Genomic DNA, 21087 nt, shown 5'->3' on the forward strand with positions numbered 1-21087 from the left:
CGCCGCGGACACGCCGGGTGCCGGGATCGGCCAGTGGCACGGATCGGCCACACCCGGGCGGCGGGGGCGGCCGGCGCGGGTCGATAATGCGGTCCATGGCGAACGCGAAGCTCGGTGAGGCGCTCCGGCTCCTCGGGATCGGCGACGAGGCCCGCCGGGTCTACGTCCAGCTCCTGGAACTCGGCCCCGCGCCGCTGAGCGCGATCGGTTCCGCGGCCGGTCTCGACGGCGCGGAGCTGACCGCGGCGTACGGGGAGCTGGTCGACGCGGGCCTGGCGAGTCCGGCGGGGCAGGACCCGGACCCGGTGGCCCCGGTGCCTCCCGCCGCGGGCCTGGAGATCCTGGGGCGGCACCGGGCGGCCGAGCTCGACGAGTCGCGGATCACGGTCGGGGGCGCCTTCGAGTCGTTCCGGCGGCAGCGGCTCGCCGCGTACCACGACGACCTGGTCGAGGTGGTGACCGGTGACGCGGTCGGCCCCCGCATGCGGCACGCCTGGGCGAGTGCGCGGGGGGAGATCCGGCAGCTGGACTCCCCGCCGTACTTCCCGCTGCCCAGCGCCACCGACGACGCGCTGGCGACGCTGGCGCGCGGGGTGACCCAGCGGGTCGTCTACTCGCAGGCGTCGCTTGAGTACCCGGGTCAGCTGGAGTCGGCGATCGAGCCGTGCGTGGAGGCCGGCGAGCAGGCGCGGGTGCTGCCGTCGGTTCCGGTGAAGCTGGTGATCATCGACGAGTCGTACGCCATGGTCTCGCTCTCCATCAAGGAGGCCGACGTCCACAACAGCATGCTGGTGGTGCAGCCGTGCGGTCTGCTGTCGGCGCTGGTCGCGCTGTTCGAGCAGACCTGGCAGAACGCGCTGCCCCTGCACGGCCGTTCCGTCCGGCCGGCCGGACTGCTTCCGGCCGACCGGCGGCTGCTCCGGCTCCTCGCCGGCGGGGCGGGCGACGACGTCATCGCCCGGGAGATCGGGGTCAGCCGCCGCACGCTCTTCCGCCGGATCCAGGTGCTCATGGCCCGCCTCGGCGCCACGAGCCGCTTCCAGATGGCGCTGCAGGCGCAGCGCGCGGGATGGCTCTAGACACCAGGGCTCAGGTGAGGTGCCTCCGGAGGAAGGTGTGCACGAGGGCGCTGTTGTGGGCGGCCTGTTCGTTGTCCCCGGCGCCCGCGTGGCCGCCGCCGGTGTTCTCGTGGAACAGCACGGGGTGGCCGAGCTCCCGCAGCCGCGCCGCCGTCTTGCGCGCGTGGCCGGGGTGGACCCGGTCGTCGCGGGTGGACGTCATGAGGAGCACCGGCGGGTAGGTCCGGTCGGCCGCGATCCGGTGGTACGGGGAGAGTTCCCGCAGGTGGGCGAGGTCGGCCGGGTCGTCCGGGTCTCCGTACTCGGCGATCCAGGAGGCGCCCGCGAGCAGCTTGTGGAAGCGGGTCATGTCGAGCAGCGGGACCTGCGCGACGATCGCCCCGAACAGCTCCGGGTGGCGGGTGAGCATCGCGCCCATGAGCAGGCCGCCGTTGCTGCCGCCCGCCGCGCCGAGCCGGTCCGGGGTGGTGATGCCCCGGGCGACGAGGTCCTCGGCGACGGCCGCGAAGTCCTCGAAGGCCCGCGGCCGTTCGGCGCCGAGCGCGGCCTGGTGCCAGTCCGGCCCGTACTCGCCGCCGCCCCGGATGTTCGCGATGACGTACGTGCCGCCGCCCTCCAGCCACCCCCGGCCCCGCAGGGCGCCGTAGGCGGGGGTGAGGGAGACCTCGAAGCCGCCGTAGCCGTAGAGGAGGGTGGGCCCGGGTCCGGTGGCGGTGTGGTCGGGGCCGATGACGAAGTAGGGCACGCGGGTGCCGTCGGGGGAGGTCGCGAAGTGCTGCGCGACCGTGAGACCGGCGGTGTCGAAGCGGTCCGGGGCCTGCTTGAGGACCTCCGTCTCGCCGCCGATCTGCCCGCGGTGGAGGCTGGAGGGCTGGAGGAAGCCCGACACGTCGAGGAAGTACTCGTCGGAGACGTCCGGGTCCGTGTCCACGACGGCGACGGCGGACAGCGCCGGGACGCCGACGAGCGGGGTCCGCGTCCAGCCGGCGCCGTCGCGGCCCGGGGTGAGGACCTCGATGTGGGCGCTGACGTCCCGCATCGTCTCCAGGATCAGATGGTGCCGGGTCCAGGAGTGCCCGGCGAGGGCCGTCCGCGCGTCCGGGGTGAACAGCACCTCGAAGGTGTGGTCGCCCGCGAGGAAGGCGTCGAAGCCGAAGGCGAGGAGGGAGCCGGTGGGCTGCCCGAGCCACTCGGACTTCAGGGTGACGAGCAGGTGCCGGCCGTGGGCGTCGACGAGCGCGTCCTCGGGGACGTCGATGCGCACGGTGGTGTCGCCGGACGCGCCGCCGGACGCGCCGTCGGACGTCAGGAGGTACGTCTCGCTGCGGAAGAAGTCCAGCGAGCGGCCGACGAAGTCCCGCTCGAAGCCGGGGGTGGGGTCGTGGTACCCCCAGGCCGAGACGTCGCCGTCCTCGGCCTCGTAGACGAGCTCGGACTCCTCGATCGGCGTGCCGCGCCGCCACCGGCGGACCGTGCGCGGGTAGCCGGAGTCGGTCAGGGAGCCCGGTCCGGTGTCCGTGCCGACGAAGACGGTGTCGGCGTCGATCCAGCCGATCCGCGTCTTCGCCTCCGGCACCTGGAAGCCGTCCTCGACGAACTCCCGCGTGCCGAGGTCGAACTCGCGGACCACGACGGCGTCGCCGCCGTCCCGCGAGAGCCGCACCAGGGCCCGGTCGTACGCGGGACGGCGCGCCCGCGCCCCGTCCCACACCCACTTCTCGCCCTCGGCGGCGGCGAGGGCGTCGACGTCGAGGAGGACCTCCCACTCGGGCTCGTCCTTGCGGTACTGCTCCAGGGTCGTGCGCCGCCACACCCCGCGCACGTGGTCGGCGTCGCGCCAGAAGTTGTAGAGGTACGCGCCGCGCCGCGTGGTGTACGGGATGCGGTCCGAGGCGTCGAGCACCTCCCGCAGGCGCGCCTTCAGCGGGGCGAACCCGGCGTCGGCGGCCAGCACGTCCGCCGTCTCGGCGTTCCGCTCGGCCACCCACGCGAGGGCGGGCTCGCCGGAGATGTCTTCCAGCCACAGGTACGGGTCGTCATCGCTCACCCCCGTATTGTGCAGGCCCGCCCTCCGGTCCCGGCGTCAGCTCCGCTTCTCGCGGCGGAGCCGTACCGCGAGGTGGTGCTGGAGCGGCCGGCCGACGGCAGCGAGGTCGTGGACGAAGTCGAGGGTGTCCTCGTCGGTGAGGGTGTAGCGGCGGCGGGTCGCGTCGACCTGCTTGGCGGTGGGCGCGAGGGCGACCTCGTGGGTGCCGAGGTCGACGGTGCCGCCGTCCGCGCGGCCGACGGCGATCTCGGCGATGCCGGTCGGCTGGGTGATCAGCGCCTCGACCCGCCCCTCGGGCTGCAGCCGCCACCAGCCGCTCTCCCGGGCCGACGGCCGCAGCGGGGTGCCGTCCCCGTCGATGAGCCAGGCCCGCGCCTCGTAGTGCAGGAAGGGCCGCCCGTCGTGGCTGAAGGTGACCTCCTGCTCGTACGCGAAGTCCTCGGCGAGCGTCGGATAGCCACCCTGCCCGCGCCCCACCCAGATCCCGAGCAGCCCGGCGACCGGGGCGAGCAGCGGGTGCGGCGCGGGCGCCTCGTCCTCCCGGAACGCGTCGGGGTACGGGTGCTGCCGGTCGCGATCGTTCATGAGGGTGTGCTCCTGGGGTCGGGGCCTGTGCCGTACGGCAGCTTAGGCCGCCGGTTCCGGCGCGCCCCGCAGGGAGAGCCGGAGGACCGTGGTGGCGAGGACACCCGCGAGGAGGCCGCAGGTCAGAGCGGCCGGGATGCCGATGCCGATGCCGACGGAGGAGTAGAGGAGGCCCTGCTGGGGGCCCGCCTGGACGACCGCTGTCCGGAGGAGCTGGCTCGCGAGGAGGCCGAGGACGGTGGCGCAGACCGCGCCGGTCGCCATGGCCGGGAGCGTGACCCGGGTGAGGAGCCCGGGGAGCCGGCTCAGGGCCCACCAGACGACGGCGAGGAGGAGGACGTCGGAGGCCCGGTGGAGGAGCCGGTCGACGACCGCGCCGGCCGCCGGGGCGTCCCAGGCGCCGAGCAGCAGCCACTGGCGCAGCAGGTCGCCGGGTTCGGCGAGGAGGCCGCCGTCCGGGGAGTACGCCTGGAGGGCGGCGGCGACCGGCTGGTACGAGAGGACCACCACGGACAGGGCGATCACGGCGGTCCCCGCGGTGGCGGCCAGGCGCGCGGTGCGGGCCGGAACGACCGTGCGGGGCAGCGGACCCGCGCCTTCGGCGGCGATCCGCGCGACGAGGACGGTCGCTCCCGCCACGACGAGCGACACGGCCACGGGGAGCTGCCGTCCGGCGGCGGTCACGCTCGCCAGCTGGGACAGGAAGCGGTGACTGCCGTGCCCGGCCGCGGCGATGAGCCAGGGCGCGGACACGGCGGCGGCCAGCGTCCCGGCCGCCGCGCCCCAGGCCCACAGTGCGAGGAACGCCGCGGTGGTGCGCCCGCGCTCCGGCGGGAGCCTGCGGATCAGGAGGAGGGCGCCGAGGACGAAGGCGACGAACACCGCTCCGTACCGGACCTGGAGCCCGGCCGTGTAGATCCCGTTGTAGCGGTCGCGGTCGTCGCCGTCGCCGAGGGGTACGTAGCCGGAGCCCTGCACGCCGGAGTCGAGGAAGGACGGCGGGTCGTACGACCAGGGGGCCACCCAGCGGTGGAGCTCGGCGACCGCCTCGGGGCCGAGCGTGCCGACGCTGCCGGGCAGCCGCAGCGCGTCGGCGCTGGAGCCCGCCCACCACAGGAGTGCGGTGAGCAGCAGCCCGCCGATGAGCGCGGGTGTCGCCGCGCGCCGGTACGTCATGTCGTGTCCCCCGTCGTGAACGTGCCGTCCGAGTACCTCCGTCGGAGCCTAAGGTCCGCTGATCACGTGTCGGCCACGGAGGCACGTCGGTACGGTGGGCAGGACGTTTCCGGGATCGCGCGTCCAGGGTCCGAGACGCCGTTGACCGCGCGCGTGCCGACCGCTACGTTCGCGCCATGTTGCGTACAGCCCTGCTCACCACGCGCGGTCACATCGACCTGCTGCGGGTGGCCTCCGCCGCGTGTCGCCGCGGTCGCTGACGCCCTCTCACACCTTCACCCCGCCTTCTGACGCCCTGACTCCCGTGCGCGCGTGTCCGCTCCGCGCCCATGGGCGCTGAGGCGTACCTTCACCTCCCTCTCCCCCGGAGTCCGTCATGACGGTCGACCATGCCCCGCCCTCATCCCCGCCCGACATATCGCCTTTGCCGGATCTCGTACCCCTCGCCCCTGCCCGGAGACCGGGCCGCGGTCCGTCCGTTCCCCGCTGGCTGCGCCGGGCCGTGGGCCCCGTGCTGCTGCTCGTCCTCTGGCAGTCGTGCAGTGCGACGGGGGTGCTGCCGGCGGACGTGCTGGCCTCGCCGGGGACCGTCGCGCGGGCCGCCGGCGACCTGGTCGGGGACGGGACGCTGCCGACGGCGATGGGGGTCTCGCTGCGGCGGGTCGCCGTGGGGCTGCTGCTCGGCGGGGCGGTGGGGATCGCGCTCGCCCTGGTGTCCGGGCTCTCGCGGCTCGGGGAGGACCTCGTCGACGCACCCGTGCAGATGCTGCGGACGGTGCCGTGGGTCGGCCTGATCCCGCTGTTCATCATCTGGCTGGGGATCGGGGAGGCGCCCAAGGTCGCGCTGATCGCCCTCGGCGTCGCCTTCCACCTCTACCTCAACGTGTACGCCGGGATCCGGGGCGTCGACGCCCAGCTCGTCGAGGCGGGCGAGTCGCTGGGGCTCGGCCGGTGGGGTCTGGTCCGGCACGTCGTCCTGCCGGGCGCGCTGCCCGGGGCGATGACCGGGCTGCGCTACTCCCTGGCGACGGCCTGGCTCGCGCTGGTCTTCGGCGAGTCCATCAACGCCGACGCCGGGATCGGCTTCCTCATGAACCAGGCGCGGGAGTTCTTCCGCACGGACGTGATCGTCGTCTGCCTGGTCGTCTACGCCTTCCTCGGCCTGCTCGCCGACGCCCTCGTCCGCACTCTCGAAAGGCTGCTGCTGCAATGGCGACCGACCTTCACGGGGCAGTGACCGTCCAGGGTCTCACCCGCTCCTTCGACGGACGTCCCGTCGTCGACGGACTCGATCTGACCCTGCGCGCGGGGCAGTTCACCGCGCTGCTCGGGCACAGCGGCTGCGGCAAGTCGACGCTCCTGCGGATCCTCGCGGGGCTCGACCGGGAGGTCTCCGGCACGGTCCTCGTGCCGCGCCGCCGCGCGGTCGCCTTCCAGGCGCCGCGCCTGATGCCCTGGAAGAAGGTCTGGCGGAACGTGCTGCTCGGGCTGCCGGGGAAGCCGGACCGGGCGGTGGCGGAGCGGGCGCTCGCCGAGGTGGGGCTCGGCCACCGCTCCGGGGCGTGGCCGAAGACCCTCTCGGGCGGCGAGGCCCAACGCGCCTCCCTCGCCCGCGCGCTGGTACGGGACCCCGATCTGCTGCTGCTCGACGAGCCGTTCGGCGCGCTGGACGCGCTGACCCGGATCAAGGCCCAGCGACTCGTGGCCGAGCTGTGGCGGCGCCGCGGCTGCACGGTCCTGCTCGTCACGCACGACGTCGACGAGGCGCTGCTGCTCGCGGACCGGGCGCTGGTGATGCGGGACGGCGTGATCGCGTACGACACCGCCGTCGACCTCGACCGCCCCCGCTCCCCCGGCGACCCCGCACTCGCCGCGCTCCGCGCCCGCCTGCTCGCCGAACTGGGCGTTTCGGAGGCCGAGTTGGCCTCAACCACTACGTCCTGACCACCACACCGCACACCTTCCGAGGAGACGACCATGAAGTCCTTCCGCCTGTCCGCCGCGGCACTGCTCGTGCCGCTCGCCCTGCTCGCCTCCGCCTGCTCCGGCGCTTCCGCGGCCGGCAGCGCCTCGAACTCCGACGGCAAGGGCTCCCTCGTCCTGAACGTCGGCGACCAGAAGGGCGGCTCCGAGGCCCTGCTGCGCGCCGCCGGTGAGCTCGACGACCTCCCGTACCGGGTGAAGTGGTCGACGTTCACCTCCGGCCCACCGCTCCTCGAAGCGGTGAACGCCAGAGCCGTCGACCTCGGCTCCGTCGGGAACACCCCGCCCGTCTTCGCGGCCGGCGCCGGCTCGAAGATCACCGTGGTCGCCGCGACGCACGGCGACTCCGCGGGAGAGGCGATCCTCGTCCCGAAGGACTCCCCGCTGCGGACCGCGCGGGACCTGAAGGGGAAGCGGATCGCCGTCGCCCAGGGCAGCTCCGCCCACTTCCAGCTGATCGCCTCGCTCCGCAAGGCCGGGCTCGGCCTGGACGACGTCCAGGTCAGCCTGTTGCAACCGGCCGACGCGCTGGCCGCGTTCACCGCCGGCAAGGTCGACGCCTGGGCGGTCTGGGATCCGTACACCTCCCAGGTCCTGCTGAGCGGCAAGGGCCGGGTGCTGACCGACGGGCGCGGCCTCACCAACGGCCTCGGCTTCCAGGTCGCGGCCCCGTCGGCGCTGGCCGACCCGGAGAAGGCGAAGGCCGTCGGCGACTTCGTGGAGCGGCTGCGCCGCGCCCAGGGCTGGGTGTTCGACCACCCCGAGGAGTGGGCGAAGGTCTGGTCGAAGGAGACCGGGCTGCCGTACGAGGTGGCCCTGGCGGCCGTGAAGCGGAGCAACGGGACGCGCATCCCCGTCGCCCTCGACGACGCCGCGATCGCCTCCGAGCAGAAGATCGCCGACACCTTCGCCGCGCTGAAGCTCGTCCCGCGCACGTTCCGCTTCGCGGACTACGTCGACACCCGTTTCAACAAGGACCTGCCGCCGTCCACCACCCCGGCGCGCAGCTACGGAAAGGCCTCCTGATGACCGTCCATCTGCACTGGTTCCTGCCGACCGGCGGCGACGGCCGGACCCTCGTCGACCGGCACGCCTACACGGACGGCGGGATCACCCGGGACCGGACCGTGTCCGGGGTGCGCGCGCCCGACATCGACTACCTCGTCCAGATCGCCAAGGCGGCCGAACAGCTGGGCTTCGAGGCGGTGCTGACCCCGACGGGCACGTGGTGCGAGGACGCCTGGCTGACGACGGTCGCGCTGTCCCAGCACACCGAGCGGCTGAAGTTCCTGGTGGCGTTCCGGCCGGGGGTGATCTCGCCGGTGCTCGCGGCGCAGATGGCGTCCACGTACCAGCGGATCACCCGGGGCCGGCTGCTGCTCAACGTCGTGACCGGCGGCGACTCGGCCGAGCAGCGCCGCTTCGGCGACCACCTCGACCACGACCGGCGGTACGCGCGGACGGCCGAGTTCCTGTCGGTGGTGCGGGGTGTGTGGGGCGGGCGGCCGTACGACTTCGACGGCGAGCACTTCCGGATCGAGGGCGGGCTCACGGCGCTGCCGCCGGACCCGCTGCCCGAGATCTTCTTCGGCGGCTCGTCGGCGGCGGCCGGCCCGGTCGCGGCGGAGCACGCGGACGTGTACCTGACGTGGGGCGAGCCGCCGTGGCAGGTGAAGGAGAAGATCGACTGGATCCGACGGCTCGCGGAGGAGCGCGGCCGGACGGTCCGGTTCGGGATCCGGCTGCACACGATCTCGCGCGACTCGGCGCGGGAGGCCTGGGCGACGGCCGACCGGCTGCTCGCGGATCTCGACGCGGAGACCGTCGCCGCGGCGCAGGAGCTGCTCGGCCGGAGCGAGTCGGTGGGCCAGCAGCGGATGCTGGCGCTGCACGGCGGCGGCTCACTGGACCGCGACCGCCTGGAGATCTCGCCGAACCTGTGGGCGGGCGTCGGTCTGGTGCGGGGCGGGGCGGGGACCGCGCTCGTCGGCAGCCACGCGGACGTGGCGGACCGGATCGAGGAGTACCACGCCCTGGGCGTGGAGCACTTCGTCCTGTCGGGCTACCCGCACCTGGAGGAGGCGTACTGGTTCGGCGAGGGCGTGACGCCCGAGCTGGCGGCGCGCGGCCTGCTGCCGTCGGCCCCCGCCTCCCCGTTGCTCGGCGTCCCGGCGGCGAACGGTCGCCCGGCCTCCGCTCCGGGCGGTGCGCCGCTGCTCGTGCCCGGCGGGCGGTAGACGCCACCACGGGGCGGGGCGCGGGAAGAACCGCACCCCCGCCCCGGTTGGTGGAAGCGTGAACGATTTCGGGTTCGAAGAGGTCAGGGCGGTGGACGTCGTCGTCATCGGCGCCGGGCAGGCGGGGCTCTCCGCCGCCTTCCACCTGCGGCGCGCCGGTCTGGAGCCGGACCGGGACTTCGTCGTCCTGGACCACGCCCCGGAGCCGGGCGGCGCCTGGCAGTTCCGGTGGCCCTCGCTCACGTACGGCAAGGTCCACGGGATGCACGCGCTGCCCGGCATGGAGCTGACCGGGGCCGATCCCGCCCGTCCCTCCTCGGAGGTGATCGGCGCGTACTTCGACACGTACGAGCGGACCTTCGACCTGCGGGTCCACCGGCCCGTCGACGTCACCGCCGTGCGGGAGGGCGAGGGCGGGCGGCTGCGGATCGAGACCTCGGAGGGCGTCTACGCGACGCGGGCCCTGATCAACGCGACCGGCACCTGGGACCGGCCGTTCTGGCCGCGCTACCCGGGGCAGGAGACCTTCCGGGGCCGTCAGCTGCACACCGCCCAGTACCCGGGCCCCGAGGCGTTCGCCGGGAAGCGGGTGCTCGTCGTGGGCGGCGGGGCCTCCGGCACCCAGCACCTCATGGAGATCGCCGAGGTCGCCGCGGGGACGACCTGGGTGACCCGGCGCGAGCCCGTCTACCGCGAGGGCCCCTTCGGCGAGGTGGAGGGCCGCGCGGCCGTCGCCCTGGTCGAGGACCGGGTGCGGCGCGGGCTGCCGCCGCAGAGCGTCGTCTCGGTCACCGGGCTCCCCCTCAACGACGCGATCCGCGCGGCACGCGCGCGCGGGATCCTGGACCGGCTGCCGATGTTCGACCGGATCACCCCGACCGGGGTGGCCTGGGACGACGGCCGGACCGTCGACGTGGACGTCATCCTGTGGGCGACCGGTTTCCGTGCGGCGATCGACCATCTGGCACCGCTGCGGCTGCGGGAGCCGGGCGGCGGCATCCAGGTCGAGGGGACGCGAGCGGTACGGGACGAGCGCGTCCACCTCGTCGGCTACGGGCCCTCGGCCTCGACGATCGGTGCCAACCGGGCCGGGCGCGCGGCGGTCTCCGACATCCGCCGCCTGCTGAGCGGTGACCGCGAACCGGACGGCGAGCGGGACGGCGACCGGGTCGCCGCGCCGACCGCCTGACCCGCCCGTTCACTGGCGCGCGGCGCCCCGGTTGGCGTTGAACTCGGCCACGTTCGCCTGGTGGGTGGCGTAGTCGGCGGTGAAGCGGGTGTCCCCCGGGGCCACCGTGACGAAGTAGAGCCAGTCGCCGTCCGCGGGGCGGATCACCGCGTCCAGGGCCTGGTCCCCCGGGTTGCCGATGGGCGTCGGCGGGAGGCCCTTGCGGGCGTAGGTGTTGTACGGGCTGTCGGACTTCGTGTCCTCGAAGCTCGTGTCGACGGTGTCGCGGCCGAGGGCGTAGTGGAGGGTCGAGTCCATCTGGAGCGCCATGCCCCGGGCGAGCCGGTTGTGGACGACGCGGGCCACCTTCGCCATGTCCTCCGGGTTGTCGGCCTCGGCCTCGACGATGCTGGCCGCGATCACCGTCTCGTACACGCTGAGTCCGTGCGCCCGCGCGCCCTCGGCGATCCGCGCGGTGCCGTAGTGCCTGGCCGCCGTGTCCACCATGAAGCGCAGCAGCGCCTCCGGGGTGGTGGACGAGAGCACCGGATACGTCGCGGGGAAGAGGTAGCCCTCGGGGTTGCCGCCGGCCGCGGCGGGCAGCGGGAGGACACCGGGGGTGGTGGCGGTCCTCCGCGCGGTCCCGTCGGGCAGGTGGAGGGCCCGGTCGACGGCGGTGTAGACCTGGTCGGCCCGCCGGCCCTCCGGGACGAGGAGGGTGCGGGGCTGTTCGACGGCCGGTTCGTCGCGGCCGAGCAGCAGCGGGACGGTGACGGCGACCGCCACGGCGAGGACGGCTCCGAGGAGCAGCGCGAACCGGCCGCGCCGGGTGAGGCGGGCGCGGCCGTCCCGGCGGCCTCGACGGTCTCGGCGGGGAGGCCGGGGCAGGGAAGGGCGGCGGGGACGGCGCTGAGGTGCGTACGGTGACGGCGTCCGGTACGTCATGGGCGGCACGCTAACCCGGTCCGTCCGCGAATCCGGGGAACCCGCGCACGCGGCGGCGCCGCCGGCCCCCTGGGACGGGGGGCCGACGGCGCCGGGCACTGCGATCGTCAGACGAGCCAGCCCAGGAAGTGGAGGACGCCGGCGAGCAGGTTGGTGATGACGTTCATGGTGGTGCTTCTCCTCGTACAGGTACATCAGTGGGACGTGTGCGGTCGCGGTCTGCAGCCCGTCGCTCGCACTCCGTAATCTTCCGATGCCGCCCGGGAGTCGGGCAACGAATCCCGGAGCGATCACACGTTCTGGGGAACAACCGCTCCCACGTTCGCCTGTTCGGTCGGGGTGGGGCCCTCCTCGGTGCCGTTCACGGCCGTACGGGCGTCCCGGCGGACCAGCGCCGCGTACCGTCCGTCCCGGGCGAGCAGCTCCTCGTGCGTCCCGCGCTCCGCTATCCGGCCCGCCTCCAGGACGACGATCTGGTCGGCGTCGCGGACGGTGGAGAGCCGGTGGGCGATGGTGATCGTGGTGCGGCCGGCCGACAGGGCGTCGATGGCGCGCTGCACCGCGTGCTCGGTGCGGGTGTCGAGGGCGCTGGTCGCCTCGTCGAGGATCAGCACGGGCGGATCGCGCAGGATGGTGCGCGCGATGGCGAGGCGCTGCTTCTCGCCGCCGGAGAAGCGGTAGCCGCGCTCGCCGACGAGGGTGTCGTACCCCTCGGGGAGCGAGGCGATGTGCTCGTGGATCTGGGCGGCGCGCGCGGCGGCCTCGATCTCCTCGTCGGTGGCGTCCGGCTTCGCGAAGCGGAGGTTGTCGGCGACCGAGGCGTGGAAGAGGTACGTCTCCTGGGAGACGACGCCGACGGCGCGGGCGAGGGTGTCGAAGTCCAGGTCGCGCACGTCGACCCCGTCGAGGGTGACGCGGCCGCCGGTGACGTCGTACAGCCGGGGCACCAGGTAGCTGAGGGTGGACTTGCCGGAGCCGGTGGGGCCGACGACGGCCAGGCTGCCGCCGGCGGGGACGGTCAGGTCGATGCCGTCCAGGGTCGGGCGGCTCTGCCCCTCGGGGTCGTAGTGGAACTCGGCCTTCTCGAAGGCGACCTCGCCGCGGATCCCCGGCAGCCGGACCGGCTCCTCGGGCTCGGTGATCTCGACGGGCAGGTCGAGGTACTCGAAGATGCGCTGGAAGAGCGCAAGGGAGGTCTGCACCTGCACGCCGGTGGAGAGCAGGCTGACGGCGGGCCGGAAGAGGCCCTGCTGGAGCGAGACGAAGGCGACGAGCGTGCCGAGCGAGATCTCCGAGACGCCCCGCCCGAGGGCGATGCCGGCGGCCCAGTAGATCAGGGCGGGCATGGCGGCCATGACGATGCCGATGGTGGACATCCGCCACCGTCCGGCCATGGAGGAGCGCACTTCGAGGTCGACGAGGCGCTCGGACTCCTCGGCGAAGGACTTGGTCAGGGAGTCGGCGCGACCCATGGTGCGGCCGAGCAGGATGCCGCTGACCGAGAGGGACTCGGTGACGGTCGCGGCCATCGCGGCCATCTGCTTCTGGCGCTGGGTGGTGATCTTCTTGCGCTCGCGGCCGACGCGGCGGCTGATCCAGACGAAGACCGGCAGCAGGAGCAGCGAGACGAGGGTGAGGCGCCAGTCGAGGGCGAGCATGGCGACGACGGTCGCGACGACCGCGGTCAGGTTGGAGACCAGGGAGGTGGCCGTGGAGGTCACGGTCGCCTGCATGCCGCCGATGTCGTTGGCGATGCGGGACTGGACCTCGCCCGTACGCGTGCGCGTGAAGAAGGCGAGCGGCATCCGCTGGAGCTGCTCGTAGACCCCGGTGCGCAGGTCGTGCATGACGCGCTGGCCGACGGTGGTCGAGATGAGGGTCTGGAGCACGCCGAAGACGCTGGTCAGGACGGCGGTGGCGATCATGCCGAGGGCGAGCAGGCTGAGGAGCCCGGTGCGGCCCTGGGGGATCGCGACGTCCAGGATCTCGCGGAGGAGGAACGGCGAGGCGACCGACACGAGCGAGGCGGCGCCGACCAGGAGGCCGACGAGCGCGAGGCGCGCGCGGTAGGGGCGGAAGAGCCGCAGGATCCGCCGCACCTGCGCGGGCTCCTTGGGCTGGCCGGGGTCGCGGGGCGGGGGCGTCCAGTCGGACTGGTCGTGGGGGCGCATGGGCTCCTTCGGGAGGATTCGACGGTCGATAGAGACCATAGCTCATTGTTACCTACCCTCACAATGAACATGGTCCTGATATTGTTCCCGCATGAACACCTCCGACCGTCCGGGCGGGACCGACACCGACGGGCTCCTCGCCGAGCAGTTGCTGCGGCTCACCCGGCGTCTGCACCGCATCCAGAAGCGCCATCTGGAGCCGGTCGGCATCACCCCCGCGCAGTCCCGGCTGCTGCGCACGGTCGCGCACTTCGGCGAGCCGCCCCGGATGGCGGACCTCGCGGCCCGCCTGGAGGTCGTCCCGAGGGCCGTGACCAGTCTCGTCGACGGTCTGGAGGCGGGCGACCGGGTGCGCCGGGTGCCCGACCCGAGCAACCGCCGGGTGGTGCGGATCGAGCTCACCGACGCGGGCCGCGCCACGCTGCGCGAGCTGCGCAGCGCGCGCCGGGCCGCCGCAGAGGACATCCTTGCTCCATTGACCGTCGAACAGCGCGAGGTGCTCGAAGGTCTGCTGTCCGCCCTGGTCGACCCCGGCCCGGAGCGCGGCTGCTGACCCGACGGGTGCGGGGACGCGCCGAAGGGGAGCCAGGACATGCCGCTGCTCGAACCGAACCCGCAGGCCCTGCGTCCCGGTACGAAGCGGACGCCCGCCCCCGACCGCGTGCCGGAACTCACGGCGCGCGGCACGCCACGGCGGCTGCGCGAGGAGCTCACCGAGCTCCTGGGCCCCGGGAAGGTCCTGTCGAAGATCTCCGACCTGGTGCGCTACGCCTCGGACGCGAGCCCGTACCGCTTCGTCCCGCAGGTCGTCGTGGTCGCCGAGGACATCGACGACATCTCCGCCATCCTGTCGTACGCCCACGGCAAGGGCCGCGAGGTGGTCTTCCGGGCCGCCGGGACCAGCCTCAACGGCCAGGCGCAGGGGGAGGACGTCCTCGTCGACGTGCGCCGTCACTGGGCGGGCGTCGAGATCCTGGACGGCGGGGCCCGGGCGCGGATCCGGCCCGGCACCACCGTGGTGCGGGCCAATGCCGCGCTCGCCCCGTACGGGCGGGTCCTGGGGCCCGATCCGGCGAGCGCGATCGCCTGCACGATCGGCGGGGTCGTCGCCAACAACGCCTCGGGGATGACGGCCGGCACCACCCGGAACTCGTACCGGACCGTCGCCTCCCTGACCGTCGTCCTGCCGAGCGGGACCGTGGTCGACACGGCCGCCCCGGACGCCGACGAGGAGCTCGCGCGCGCCGAGCCGAGGCTCTGCGCGGAGCTGATGGCGCTGAAGGCCGAGATCGAGGCCGACGAGGAACTGACCGCCAGGATCCGGGCCAAGCACACCATCAAGAACACCAACGGCTACCGGCTCGACGCCTTCCTCGACGGCGACACCCCGGTGCGGATCCTGCGCGGACTGATGGTCGGCTCCGAGGGCACCTTCGGCTTCATCTCCGAGGTCGTCTTCGACACCCTGCCGCTGGACCGGGAGGTGTCCACGGCCCTGCTGTTCTTCCCCTCGCTGCCGGCCGCCGCCGCGGCCGTGCCCCTGTTCAACGAGGCCGGGGCGCTCGCCGTCGAGCTGATGGACGGCAACACGCTGCGGGCCTCGGTGAGCGTGGCGGGCGTGCCCGCCGACTGGGCGGAGCTGCCGAAGGAGACGGCGGCGCTCCTGGTCGAGTTCCGGGCACCGGACGCGCCGGCCCTGGAGGCGTACGAGCGGGCGGCGGAGACCGTGCTCGGCGGCCTCGACCCGATCGCCCCGGTGGCCTCCGTGGAGAACGCCTTCACCCGGGACCCGAAGCGGATCTCCGGCTACTGGAAGGCCCGCAAGGCCTTCGTGACGGCCGTCGGCGGCTCCCGCCCCTCCGGCACGACCCTGATCACCGAGGACTTCGCGGTGCCGCCGGACCGGCTCGCGGAGGCCTGCGAGTCGCTGCTCGGCCTCCAGGCCCGGCACGGTTTCGACGCGGCCGTCGCCGGCCACGCGGCCCACGGCAACCTCCACTTCCTGCTCGCCTTCGACGCGGCCGACCCCGCCGACGTCCAGCGGTACGCGGCCTTCATGGACGAGTTCTGCAAGGTGACCGTGGAGCGCTTCGACGGCTCGCTGAAGGCGGAGCACGCCACCGGCCGCAACATCGCGCCGTTCCTGGAGCTGGAGTGGGGGACGCGGGCGACCGATCTGATGTGGCGGGTCAAGGAGGCCATCGACCCGGCCGGTGTGCTCGCCCCGCGGATCGTCCTGGACCGCGACCCGCAGGCCCATCTGCGCGGCCTGAAGACGATCCCCGCCGTGGAGCGGATCGCCGACCCCTGCATCGAGTGCGGTTTCTGCGAACCGACCTGCCCCAGCCACGACCTGACGACCACTCCGCGCCAGCGGATCGTGCTGCGCCGGGAGATGATGCGCCAGTCCGACGGCTCGCCGGTCGAGGCCCGGCTCCTGGAGGCGTACGGCTACGACGCCGTCGACACCTGCGCCGGCGACTCGACGTGCAGGCTGGCCTGCCCGGTCGGGATCGACACGGGGGCGCTGATGAAGGAGTTCCGGCACCAGCGGCACTCGCCGCGCGAGGAGCGGATCGCGGCTCTGGCCGCGAGGAACTTCCGCGTGGTGGAGGCCTCCGCGCGGCTCGCGGTCGCCGCCGCGGACCGGATCGGCGACCGGGTCCTGGAGTCGGTGACGGGCCTCGCCCGCAGGGCCGTCCGCCCCGACCTCGTCCCGGAGTGGCTGCCGGAGATCCCCGGCGCGGCCGCCTGGCGGCTCCCCCGCACCCACCGTCCGGCGGCGGTCGCCGTCTACTACCCGGCCTGTGTGAACCGCGTCTTCGGCAATCCGGAGGGCGTCCGCGGGCCCTCGCTGCCGGAGGCCGTCGTCACGGTGTCCGCGCGGGCCGGGCGGCCGGTGTGGATCCCGGACGACGTGGCCGGCACGTGCTGCGCGACGATCTGGCACTCCAAGGGGTACGAGCGGGGCAACGAGGTGATGGCGAACCGGATCGTCGAGGCCGCCTGGGGATGGACGGCCGGCGGGAGGCTGCCGCTCGTGGTGGACGCCTCCTCGTGCACCCTCGGCATCGCGCACGAGGTGGTGCCGTACCTGACGGAGGAGAACCGTGAGCTGCACGCCGAACTGACCGTGGTGGACTCGCTCGTGTGGGCGGCGGACGAGCTGCTCCCCCGGCTCGACGTGCACCGCCGGGTCGCCTCGGCCGTGGTCCACCCGACCTGCTCGATGCGGCACCTGGGCGACGAGGAGAAGCTCACCGCGCTCGCCGGGGCCTGCGCGGAGGAGGTCGTCGTCCCCGCCGACGCGGGCTGCTGCGCCTTCGCCGGCGACCGGGGCATGCTGCACCCGGAGCTGACGGCCTCGGCGACGGCCCGCGAGGCCGCCGAGGTCACGGCCCGTCCGTTCGACGCGCACGTCTCGGCGAACCGGATGTGCGAGATCGGGATGAACCGCGCGACAGGCCGGAGTTACGAATCGGTGCTGCTCGCTCTGGAACGCGCCACCCGCCCCTGATTATCCGTCAATCCTCCACGCGCCAGGGCGGACAGGGCCCCTCACCCCGTACGGTGAGGGGCCCTTCGTATGTTCGGGTGATCATCCGCGGCCGGTGCGGCTCGGCGGAGGAACCTGAACAGTACAGTCCAACCACCCGTCAGCAGGGAGGTTCCATGGACGACCAGACACCGCGCCCCCCGAGCCGTCGCACGGTCCTGCGGACCACGGCCGGAGCGGGACTCGCCATCACCGCCGCGAGCGGGCAGACCGCGCAGGCCGCCACCGGTTCCGCTCCCGCCGTCACGCCGCAGGCCCCCGCCGTGCCGAAGCGCCGGGGCGCCACCATGGCCGGCGTCCCGTTCCAGGGCCGATCCACCGTCCGGATCGGCATCATCGGGCTCGGCAACCGCGGCGGCGGCATGATCGGCAACTTCCTCGCCCTCCCCTGGGTCCAGGTCGTCGCCCTCTGCGACCCGGTGCGCGAGAAGGCCGCCAAGGCCGCCAGGGCCGTCACCGCCTCCGGCCGGCCCGCCCCCACCCTCTACACCCACGGCGAGGAGGACTACGCGAACCTCTGCGCCCGCACCGACCTCGACTTCGTGTACGCGGCGACCCCCTGGGACACCCACTTCGCGATCGCCAGGACGGCGATGCAGAACGGCAAGCACGTCGGCGTGGAGTGCCCGATCGCGCTCGAGCTCGACCAGCTGTGGGAGCTCGTCGACCTGTCGGAGCAGACCCGCCGCCACTGCATGCAGCTGGAGAACTGCTGCTACGGGCGCAACGAGATGCGGGTGCTGCGGATGGCGCACGCCGGGAGGTTCGGGGAGCTGCTGCACGGCGCGGGGGCGTACAACCACGACCTGCGCGGGCTGCTGTTCTCGCCGACGTACTACGAGGGGCCCTGGCGCCGGCTGTGGCACACCCGGCTGCGCGGGGACCTCTACCCGAACCACGGCTTCGGGCCGGTCGCCAACTACATGGACGTCAACCGGGGCGACCGGGCGGTGAGCATCAGCAGCTTCGGCACCCCGTCCCTCGGGCTCGCCGAGTACCGCGCGGCTCACGTGCCGGCCGGCGACCCGAGCTGGAAGGAGACGTACATCGAGAGCGACCGGACGATCAGCATGGTGCGGACGGCCAAGGGCCGGCTGATCCGCCTGGAGCACGACGTGTCCACCCCGCACCCGTACAGCAGGATCAACAGCCTGGGCGGTACGCGGGGGGTCTTCGAGGACTACCCGGCCCGGATCTATCTGGAGCCGGACCACAAGGACGACGTCTGGGGGGACTTCTCGGCGTACGCGGCCGAGTTCGACCACTGGCTGTGGAAGGACCACGCCAACCCGCCGGGGGCCCACGGCGGCATGGACTACATCATGGTCTACCGCCTGATGCAGTGCCTCCAGAAGGGCCTGCCGCCGGACTTCGACGTGTACGACGCCGCCACCTGGACGGCTCCCGTGCCGCTGAGCCACGCCTCGATCAAGGCGAACGGCGCGCCGCAGGAGATCCCCGACTTCACGCGCGGCGAGTGGCGCAGGGCCCGCGCGGGCGTGGATTCGGCGAAGCCGGCCTGACCGGCGGCACTGCCCGGCCCCTCGGGAAGCGGGGCCGGGCAGCGTCGTGTTCAGCAGCGCCGCAGGTCCTCGGTGACCGTGCCCTGGACGGAGGTCAGGCTGCGGTCGTAGCAGCCGGCGGAGCCGTACAGCCGGTAGCGCTCGGTGCCGGTGCCGACCGCGTGCCGCTGGTCGCGGGGGACGCCGAGCGTGAAGGAGGCGTCGCCGGTGTACGTGTCGTCCAGGCGCGACCAGGACAGCCGCTTGCCGTTCCGGACGACGTCGACGGCGGCGCGGTCGCCGACGGTGAGCTCGGTCCGCAGGCGGTTCGCGCCGTCGACGGCGATCTCGCCGTCCATCGTGTACGTGCGCCGGGTGTGGGTCGCGGTCCGGCCGACGGTCACGGTCTCGTCGTCGGTCCAGCGGGCGGTGAGCGCGTCGGGGTTCTCGTCGGCGCCCCAGCGGTGCGTGGACCGGTGGTCGACGGTACGGGTGACGGTCGTCGCGACGCGGCCGTGCGAGGTGTTCAGGTGCCCGGCGACGGTGAGCGTGTCGCCGCCCGTGGTCTCCAGGACGTCCGGCGAACCGGCCGTGTACACGGCGGAGTTGCGCGGGGTGCCGGGCTCGTGGCGGTCCAGGCCGCCGGTGACGACCTCGCTGCCCTCGTCCTGCCAGAGCAGCACGTTGGTGGGGATGCTCCAGCCGGACTGCCCGGCGGGGACGCCGGCGACGGAGACCTCGACGCGATGGGCCGCGCCGTCGTTGAGCAGGGCCGCGAAGGGCGTGAGGTCGTAGGTGATCGGCTGCACGTCGAAGGCGCGCGGCGCGGGCGTCACGTACCAGAGGAAGGGGTTGGACCAGCCGCCGGTCCACACGTGCGGGAAGGGGGCCGCGATGCCGGCGAGCTTCCCGTCGACGGAGATCCGCACCTCCCGGTAGGGCCCGTCGGTGGCCTTGCAGGAGTAGGGGGCCGCGTCGGGGACGGTGAGGTACCAGAACTCCTCGCAGCCGCCGCCGGACCCGGTGGCGTACACCTCGGCGAGGACGCGCTCGGTGTTGCGCGGGGTGGTGAGGGTGGCGCCGGTGAGCGGGACGACCCGGTCGGGGGTGCCGGCGGCGGGCTTCACGCGGCCCTCGGCGGCGTGGAAGGTGAGGGTGACGCGGACGTCGATGACACCGGTGTACGTCTCGTTCACCACGTTGCCGATGAGCATCTCGACCGGCTGCGGGCGGCTGAGCGTGTCCCGGTAGCGGGTGACGTCCTTCTCGACGGACCAGCTGATGCCGTCGGGGGAGGGCTCGGGGGTGGAGGTGCGGAGGATCTCGACGCCGCCGAGGGTGAGGTAGCCCAGACGGTCGTACTGGCGGCCCTTGACCTGTCCGTCGAGGCGCAGCACCACCTTGTTCCAGCGGGCGCCGGTGCCGCACTCCTTCGGCGGGGCGTAGCTCCCCCGGTACGGGGTGAAGTCGCGGAACCGGGTGGCGGCGAGGGTCACCTCGCAGGTGCGGGTGCCGGGGGTGGCGACGGGCGGGGCGGCGGTGACCGGGTCGTGCCAGTCGGTGGAGAACTCGGCGGGGGGCGTCGGGCCGGTCGGACCGTCGGCGGCGGCCGGGTGGGCGGTGAACAGCGCGCCGGCGGCGAGCACCAGACCGCCGATCACGCTCGTGATCTTGAGTGATCTCATGGCCCGGAAGTGAAGCGCGGCCACGGCACGCGGTCCAGAGGACGATGAGCGGACATGGCGCGATCTGTGCCGTTCGGCCCCCGCCGGCCTCTAGAAGAAACCGAGCGCCGAGGCCCCGCCGACGCCGCCGAGGACCATGAAGGCGGGCATCAGGACCTTGAGCTCGACCCAGCTGCCGGCCCGGAAGCGCATGCCCTTGGGCGGGCCGATCGGGTACCAGCGCTTGCGGCCGACGGGGATCGGCCACAGGATCGGGCAGCCGGAGACGGTCAGGGCGTCGCCGATGTCGTGCACGAGGGCGCCGAGGACGATGGGCAGGCCCAGCCACAGGTACTCCTGGCCGGGGCCGGTGAAGAACCAGTCCGCGCCGTTGCCGGGCTGGTCGAGGACGCCCGCGAGGATCCAGGCGCCGGTGGCGCCGAGCAGCCAGACCAGGACGTCGCTGGACACCCGGGCGGCCCGCCACAGCAGGCCTTCCACGGCGAGGACCAGATGCACGAAGAGGATCGCGAGGACGGCCCAGCGGCCGCCGGTGACCGCCGCGACGGAGGCGCCGGCGCCGATCAGGACCGCCCAGAGCCAGGTGTGGGTGAGGGTCCGGTGCCCGCCGGACCTGCGGGGGTCGGAGGTGGAGCGGGTCGCCTTGTAGACGGCGTACGACAGCTTGTCGACGATCTCGCAGAGGCCCCGGGAGACCGGCCCGAAAGCGCGGGAGATGGTCGCCGACTTGTGGTCGAGGTCGGGCGCGAGGGCCGCGCCCGCGCAGATGAGCGCACCGACGACGAGAACCGGCCAGGGCATCGGGTGGTCGAAGGCGGCCGCGGCCGCTCCCACCCCCAGCCATGCCGCCGCTCCGGACAGCGAATGCGCCGGTCCCATCATGGTTGGCCGCCCCGTTTCTCCCCTGCCGGCGCTCAGTTGACGACCGGTCGACGGACGAGCCTATCGTCCGT

17 protein-coding genes are annotated in these 21087 nt (G+C 73.7%); 10 read left to right on the forward strand and 7 right to left on the reverse strand.

Going from position 1 to position 21087, the window contains the following annotated elements; genetic code table 11:
• Positions 1–95: 95 nt before the first annotated feature.
• A complete protein-coding gene (locus GGE06_RS13465) occupies positions 96–1079 on the forward strand; it encodes a helix-turn-helix domain-containing protein (protein WP_181924702.1) in 984 nt (327 codons plus the stop codon).
• Positions 1080–1089: 10 nt separating this feature from the next.
• Here GGE06_RS13465 and GGE06_RS13470 read toward each other — a convergent pair whose 3' ends face one another.
• From GGE06_RS13470 to GGE06_RS13480, 3 genes are read right to left on the reverse strand one after another with little or no spacing between them, the layout of a single operon-like run.
• Positions 1090–3126, reverse strand: a complete 2037-nt coding sequence (locus tag GGE06_RS13470) for a prolyl oligopeptidase family serine peptidase (RefSeq protein ID WP_184930928.1) — start codon at positions 3124–3126, stop codon at positions 1090–1092.
• A 36-nt stretch (positions 3127–3162) separates the two neighbouring features.
• Positions 3163–3711, reverse strand: coding sequence for a nitrobindin family protein (locus GGE06_RS13475; RefSeq protein WP_184930929.1), 549 nt, complete (start codon positions 3709–3711; stop codon positions 3163–3165).
• A 42-nt stretch (positions 3712–3753) separates the two neighbouring features.
• A complete protein-coding gene (locus GGE06_RS13480) occupies positions 3754–4887 on the reverse strand; it encodes a hypothetical protein (RefSeq protein ID WP_184930930.1) in 1134 nt (377 codons plus the stop codon).
• Between the two features lie 176 nt (positions 4888–5063).
• On the opposite strand from GGE06_RS13480, the gene GGE06_RS44065 reads away from it, so the two are divergent.
• The 6 genes from GGE06_RS44065 to GGE06_RS13505 all read left to right on the forward strand — a co-directional run bounded on the left by GGE06_RS44065 (position 5064) and on the right by GGE06_RS13505 (position 10296).
• Positions 5064–5147, forward strand: coding sequence for a putative leader peptide (locus GGE06_RS44065; RefSeq protein ID WP_352027631.1), 84 nt, complete (start codon positions 5064–5066; stop codon positions 5145–5147).
• 116 nt (positions 5148–5263) lie between these two features.
• The gene (locus GGE06_RS13485) at positions 5264–6124 is read left to right on the forward strand and encodes an ABC transporter permease (RefSeq protein ID WP_184930931.1); all 861 of its coding nucleotides are present in this window, start codon (positions 5264–5266) and stop codon (positions 6122–6124) included.
• Positions 6097–6831: an ABC transporter ATP-binding protein gene (locus GGE06_RS13490; RefSeq protein ID WP_116162318.1), complete on the forward strand. Its 735-nt coding sequence runs from the start codon at positions 6097–6099 to the stop codon at positions 6829–6831. Before GGE06_RS13485 ends, GGE06_RS13490 begins: the two co-directional genes overlap by 28 nt.
• Before the next feature lie 33 nt (positions 6832–6864).
• Positions 6865–7896 carry an ABC transporter substrate-binding protein gene (locus GGE06_RS13495; RefSeq protein ID WP_116162316.1) on the forward strand — a complete coding sequence of 344 codons (1032 nt, stop codon included), beginning with the start codon at positions 6865–6867 and terminating at the stop codon, positions 7894–7896.
• Entirely contained in the window at positions 7896–9107 is a 1212-nt protein-coding gene (locus GGE06_RS13500; RefSeq protein ID WP_116162314.1) for an LLM class flavin-dependent oxidoreductase, read from the forward strand. Before GGE06_RS13495 ends, GGE06_RS13500 begins: the two co-directional genes overlap by 1 nt.
• Before the next feature lie 58 nt (positions 9108–9165).
• Entirely contained in the window at positions 9166–10296 is a 1131-nt protein-coding gene (locus tag GGE06_RS13505) for an NAD(P)-binding domain-containing protein (RefSeq protein ID WP_184930932.1), read from the forward strand.
• 9 nt (positions 10297–10305) lie between these two features.
• Here the strand turns inward: GGE06_RS13505 and mltG are convergent, their stop codons facing one another.
• The gene (mltG, locus tag GGE06_RS13510) at positions 10306–11220 is read right to left on the reverse strand and encodes an endolytic transglycosylase MltG (RefSeq protein WP_184930933.1); all 915 of its coding nucleotides are present in this window, start codon (positions 11218–11220) and stop codon (positions 10306–10308) included.
• Between the two features lie 290 nt (positions 11221–11510).
• Positions 11511–13391: an ABC transporter ATP-binding protein gene (locus tag GGE06_RS13515; protein ID WP_116162309.1), complete on the reverse strand. Its 1881-nt coding sequence runs from the start codon at positions 13389–13391 to the stop codon at positions 11511–11513.
• A 91-nt stretch (positions 13392–13482) separates the two neighbouring features.
• Here GGE06_RS13515 and GGE06_RS13520 point away from each other — a divergent pair, with 91 nt between their 5' ends.
• The 3 genes from GGE06_RS13520 (at position 13483) to GGE06_RS13530 (ending at position 18470) form a co-directional block, all read left to right on the forward strand.
• Entirely contained in the window at positions 13483–13944 is a 462-nt protein-coding gene (locus tag GGE06_RS13520; protein ID WP_116162307.1) for a MarR family winged helix-turn-helix transcriptional regulator, read from the forward strand.
• 39 nt (positions 13945–13983) lie between these two features.
• Positions 13984–16908: an FAD-binding and (Fe-S)-binding domain-containing protein gene (locus GGE06_RS13525; protein ID WP_116162305.1), complete on the forward strand. Its 2925-nt coding sequence runs from the start codon at positions 13984–13986 to the stop codon at positions 16906–16908.
• A 155-nt stretch (positions 16909–17063) separates the two neighbouring features.
• A complete protein-coding gene (locus GGE06_RS13530; protein WP_184930934.1) occupies positions 17064–18470 on the forward strand; it encodes a Gfo/Idh/MocA family protein in 1407 nt (468 codons plus the stop codon).
• Positions 18471–18520: 50 nt separating this feature from the next.
• Here the strand turns inward: GGE06_RS13530 and GGE06_RS13535 are convergent, their stop codons facing one another.
• On the reverse strand, positions 18521–20134 hold the full coding sequence (locus GGE06_RS13535) for a peptide-N4-asparagine amidase (RefSeq protein WP_184930935.1): 1614 nt from the start codon (positions 20132–20134) through the stop codon (positions 18521–18523).
• Between the two features lie 90 nt (positions 20135–20224).
• Positions 20225–21016: a metal-dependent hydrolase gene (locus tag GGE06_RS13540; RefSeq protein ID WP_116162301.1), complete on the reverse strand. Its 792-nt coding sequence runs from the start codon at positions 21014–21016 to the stop codon at positions 20225–20227.
• Positions 21017–21087 lie beyond the last annotated feature (71 nt).

Source organism: Streptomyces nymphaeiformis (genome assembly GCF_014203895.1).
Lineage (GTDB): Bacteria > Actinomycetota > Actinomycetes > Streptomycetales > Streptomycetaceae > Streptomyces > Streptomyces nymphaeiformis.

Bases quoted from the DNA above. Each gene is read 5' to 3' on its own strand.
- GGE06_RS13500 (WP_116162314.1), top strand. From the start codon at position 7,896: ATGACCGTCCATCTGCACTGGTTCCTGCCGACCGGCGGCGACGGCCGG.
- GGE06_RS13480 (WP_184930930.1), bottom strand. From the start codon at position 4,887: ATGACGTACCGGCGCGCGGCGACACCCGCGCTCATCGGCGGGCTGCTG.
- GGE06_RS13475 (WP_184930929.1), bottom strand. From the start codon at position 3,711: ATGAACGATCGCGACCGGCAGCACCCGTACCCCGACGCGTTCCGGGAG.
- GGE06_RS13490 (WP_116162318.1), top strand. From the start codon at position 6,097: ATGGCGACCGACCTTCACGGGGCAGTGACCGTCCAGGGTCTCACCCGC.
- GGE06_RS13485 (WP_184930931.1), top strand. From the start codon at position 5,264: ATGACGGTCGACCATGCCCCGCCCTCATCCCCGCCCGACATATCGCCT.
- GGE06_RS13530 (WP_184930934.1), top strand. From the start codon at position 17,064: ATGGACGACCAGACACCGCGCCCCCCGAGCCGTCGCACGGTCCTGCGG.
- GGE06_RS13495 (WP_116162316.1), top strand. From the start codon at position 6,865: ATGAAGTCCTTCCGCCTGTCCGCCGCGGCACTGCTCGTGCCGCTCGCC.
- GGE06_RS13540 (WP_116162301.1), bottom strand. From the start codon at position 21,016: ATGATGGGACCGGCGCATTCGCTGTCCGGAGCGGCGGCATGGCTGGGG.
- GGE06_RS13525 (WP_116162305.1), top strand. From the start codon at position 13,984: ATGCCGCTGCTCGAACCGAACCCGCAGGCCCTGCGTCCCGGTACGAAG.
- GGE06_RS13515 (WP_116162309.1), bottom strand. From the start codon at position 13,391: ATGCGCCCCCACGACCAGTCCGACTGGACGCCCCCGCCCCGCGACCCC.
- GGE06_RS13520 (WP_116162307.1), top strand. From the start codon at position 13,483: ATGAACACCTCCGACCGTCCGGGCGGGACCGACACCGACGGGCTCCTC.
- GGE06_RS13535 (WP_184930935.1), bottom strand. From the start codon at position 20,134: ATGAGATCACTCAAGATCACGAGCGTGATCGGCGGTCTGGTGCTCGCC.
- GGE06_RS44065 (WP_352027631.1), top strand. From the start codon at position 5,064: ATGTTGCGTACAGCCCTGCTCACCACGCGCGGTCACATCGACCTGCTG.
- GGE06_RS13465 (WP_181924702.1), top strand. From the start codon at position 96: ATGGCGAACGCGAAGCTCGGTGAGGCGCTCCGGCTCCTCGGGATCGGC.
- mltG (WP_184930933.1), bottom strand. From the start codon at position 11,220: ATGACGTACCGGACGCCGTCACCGTACGCACCTCAGCGCCGTCCCCGC.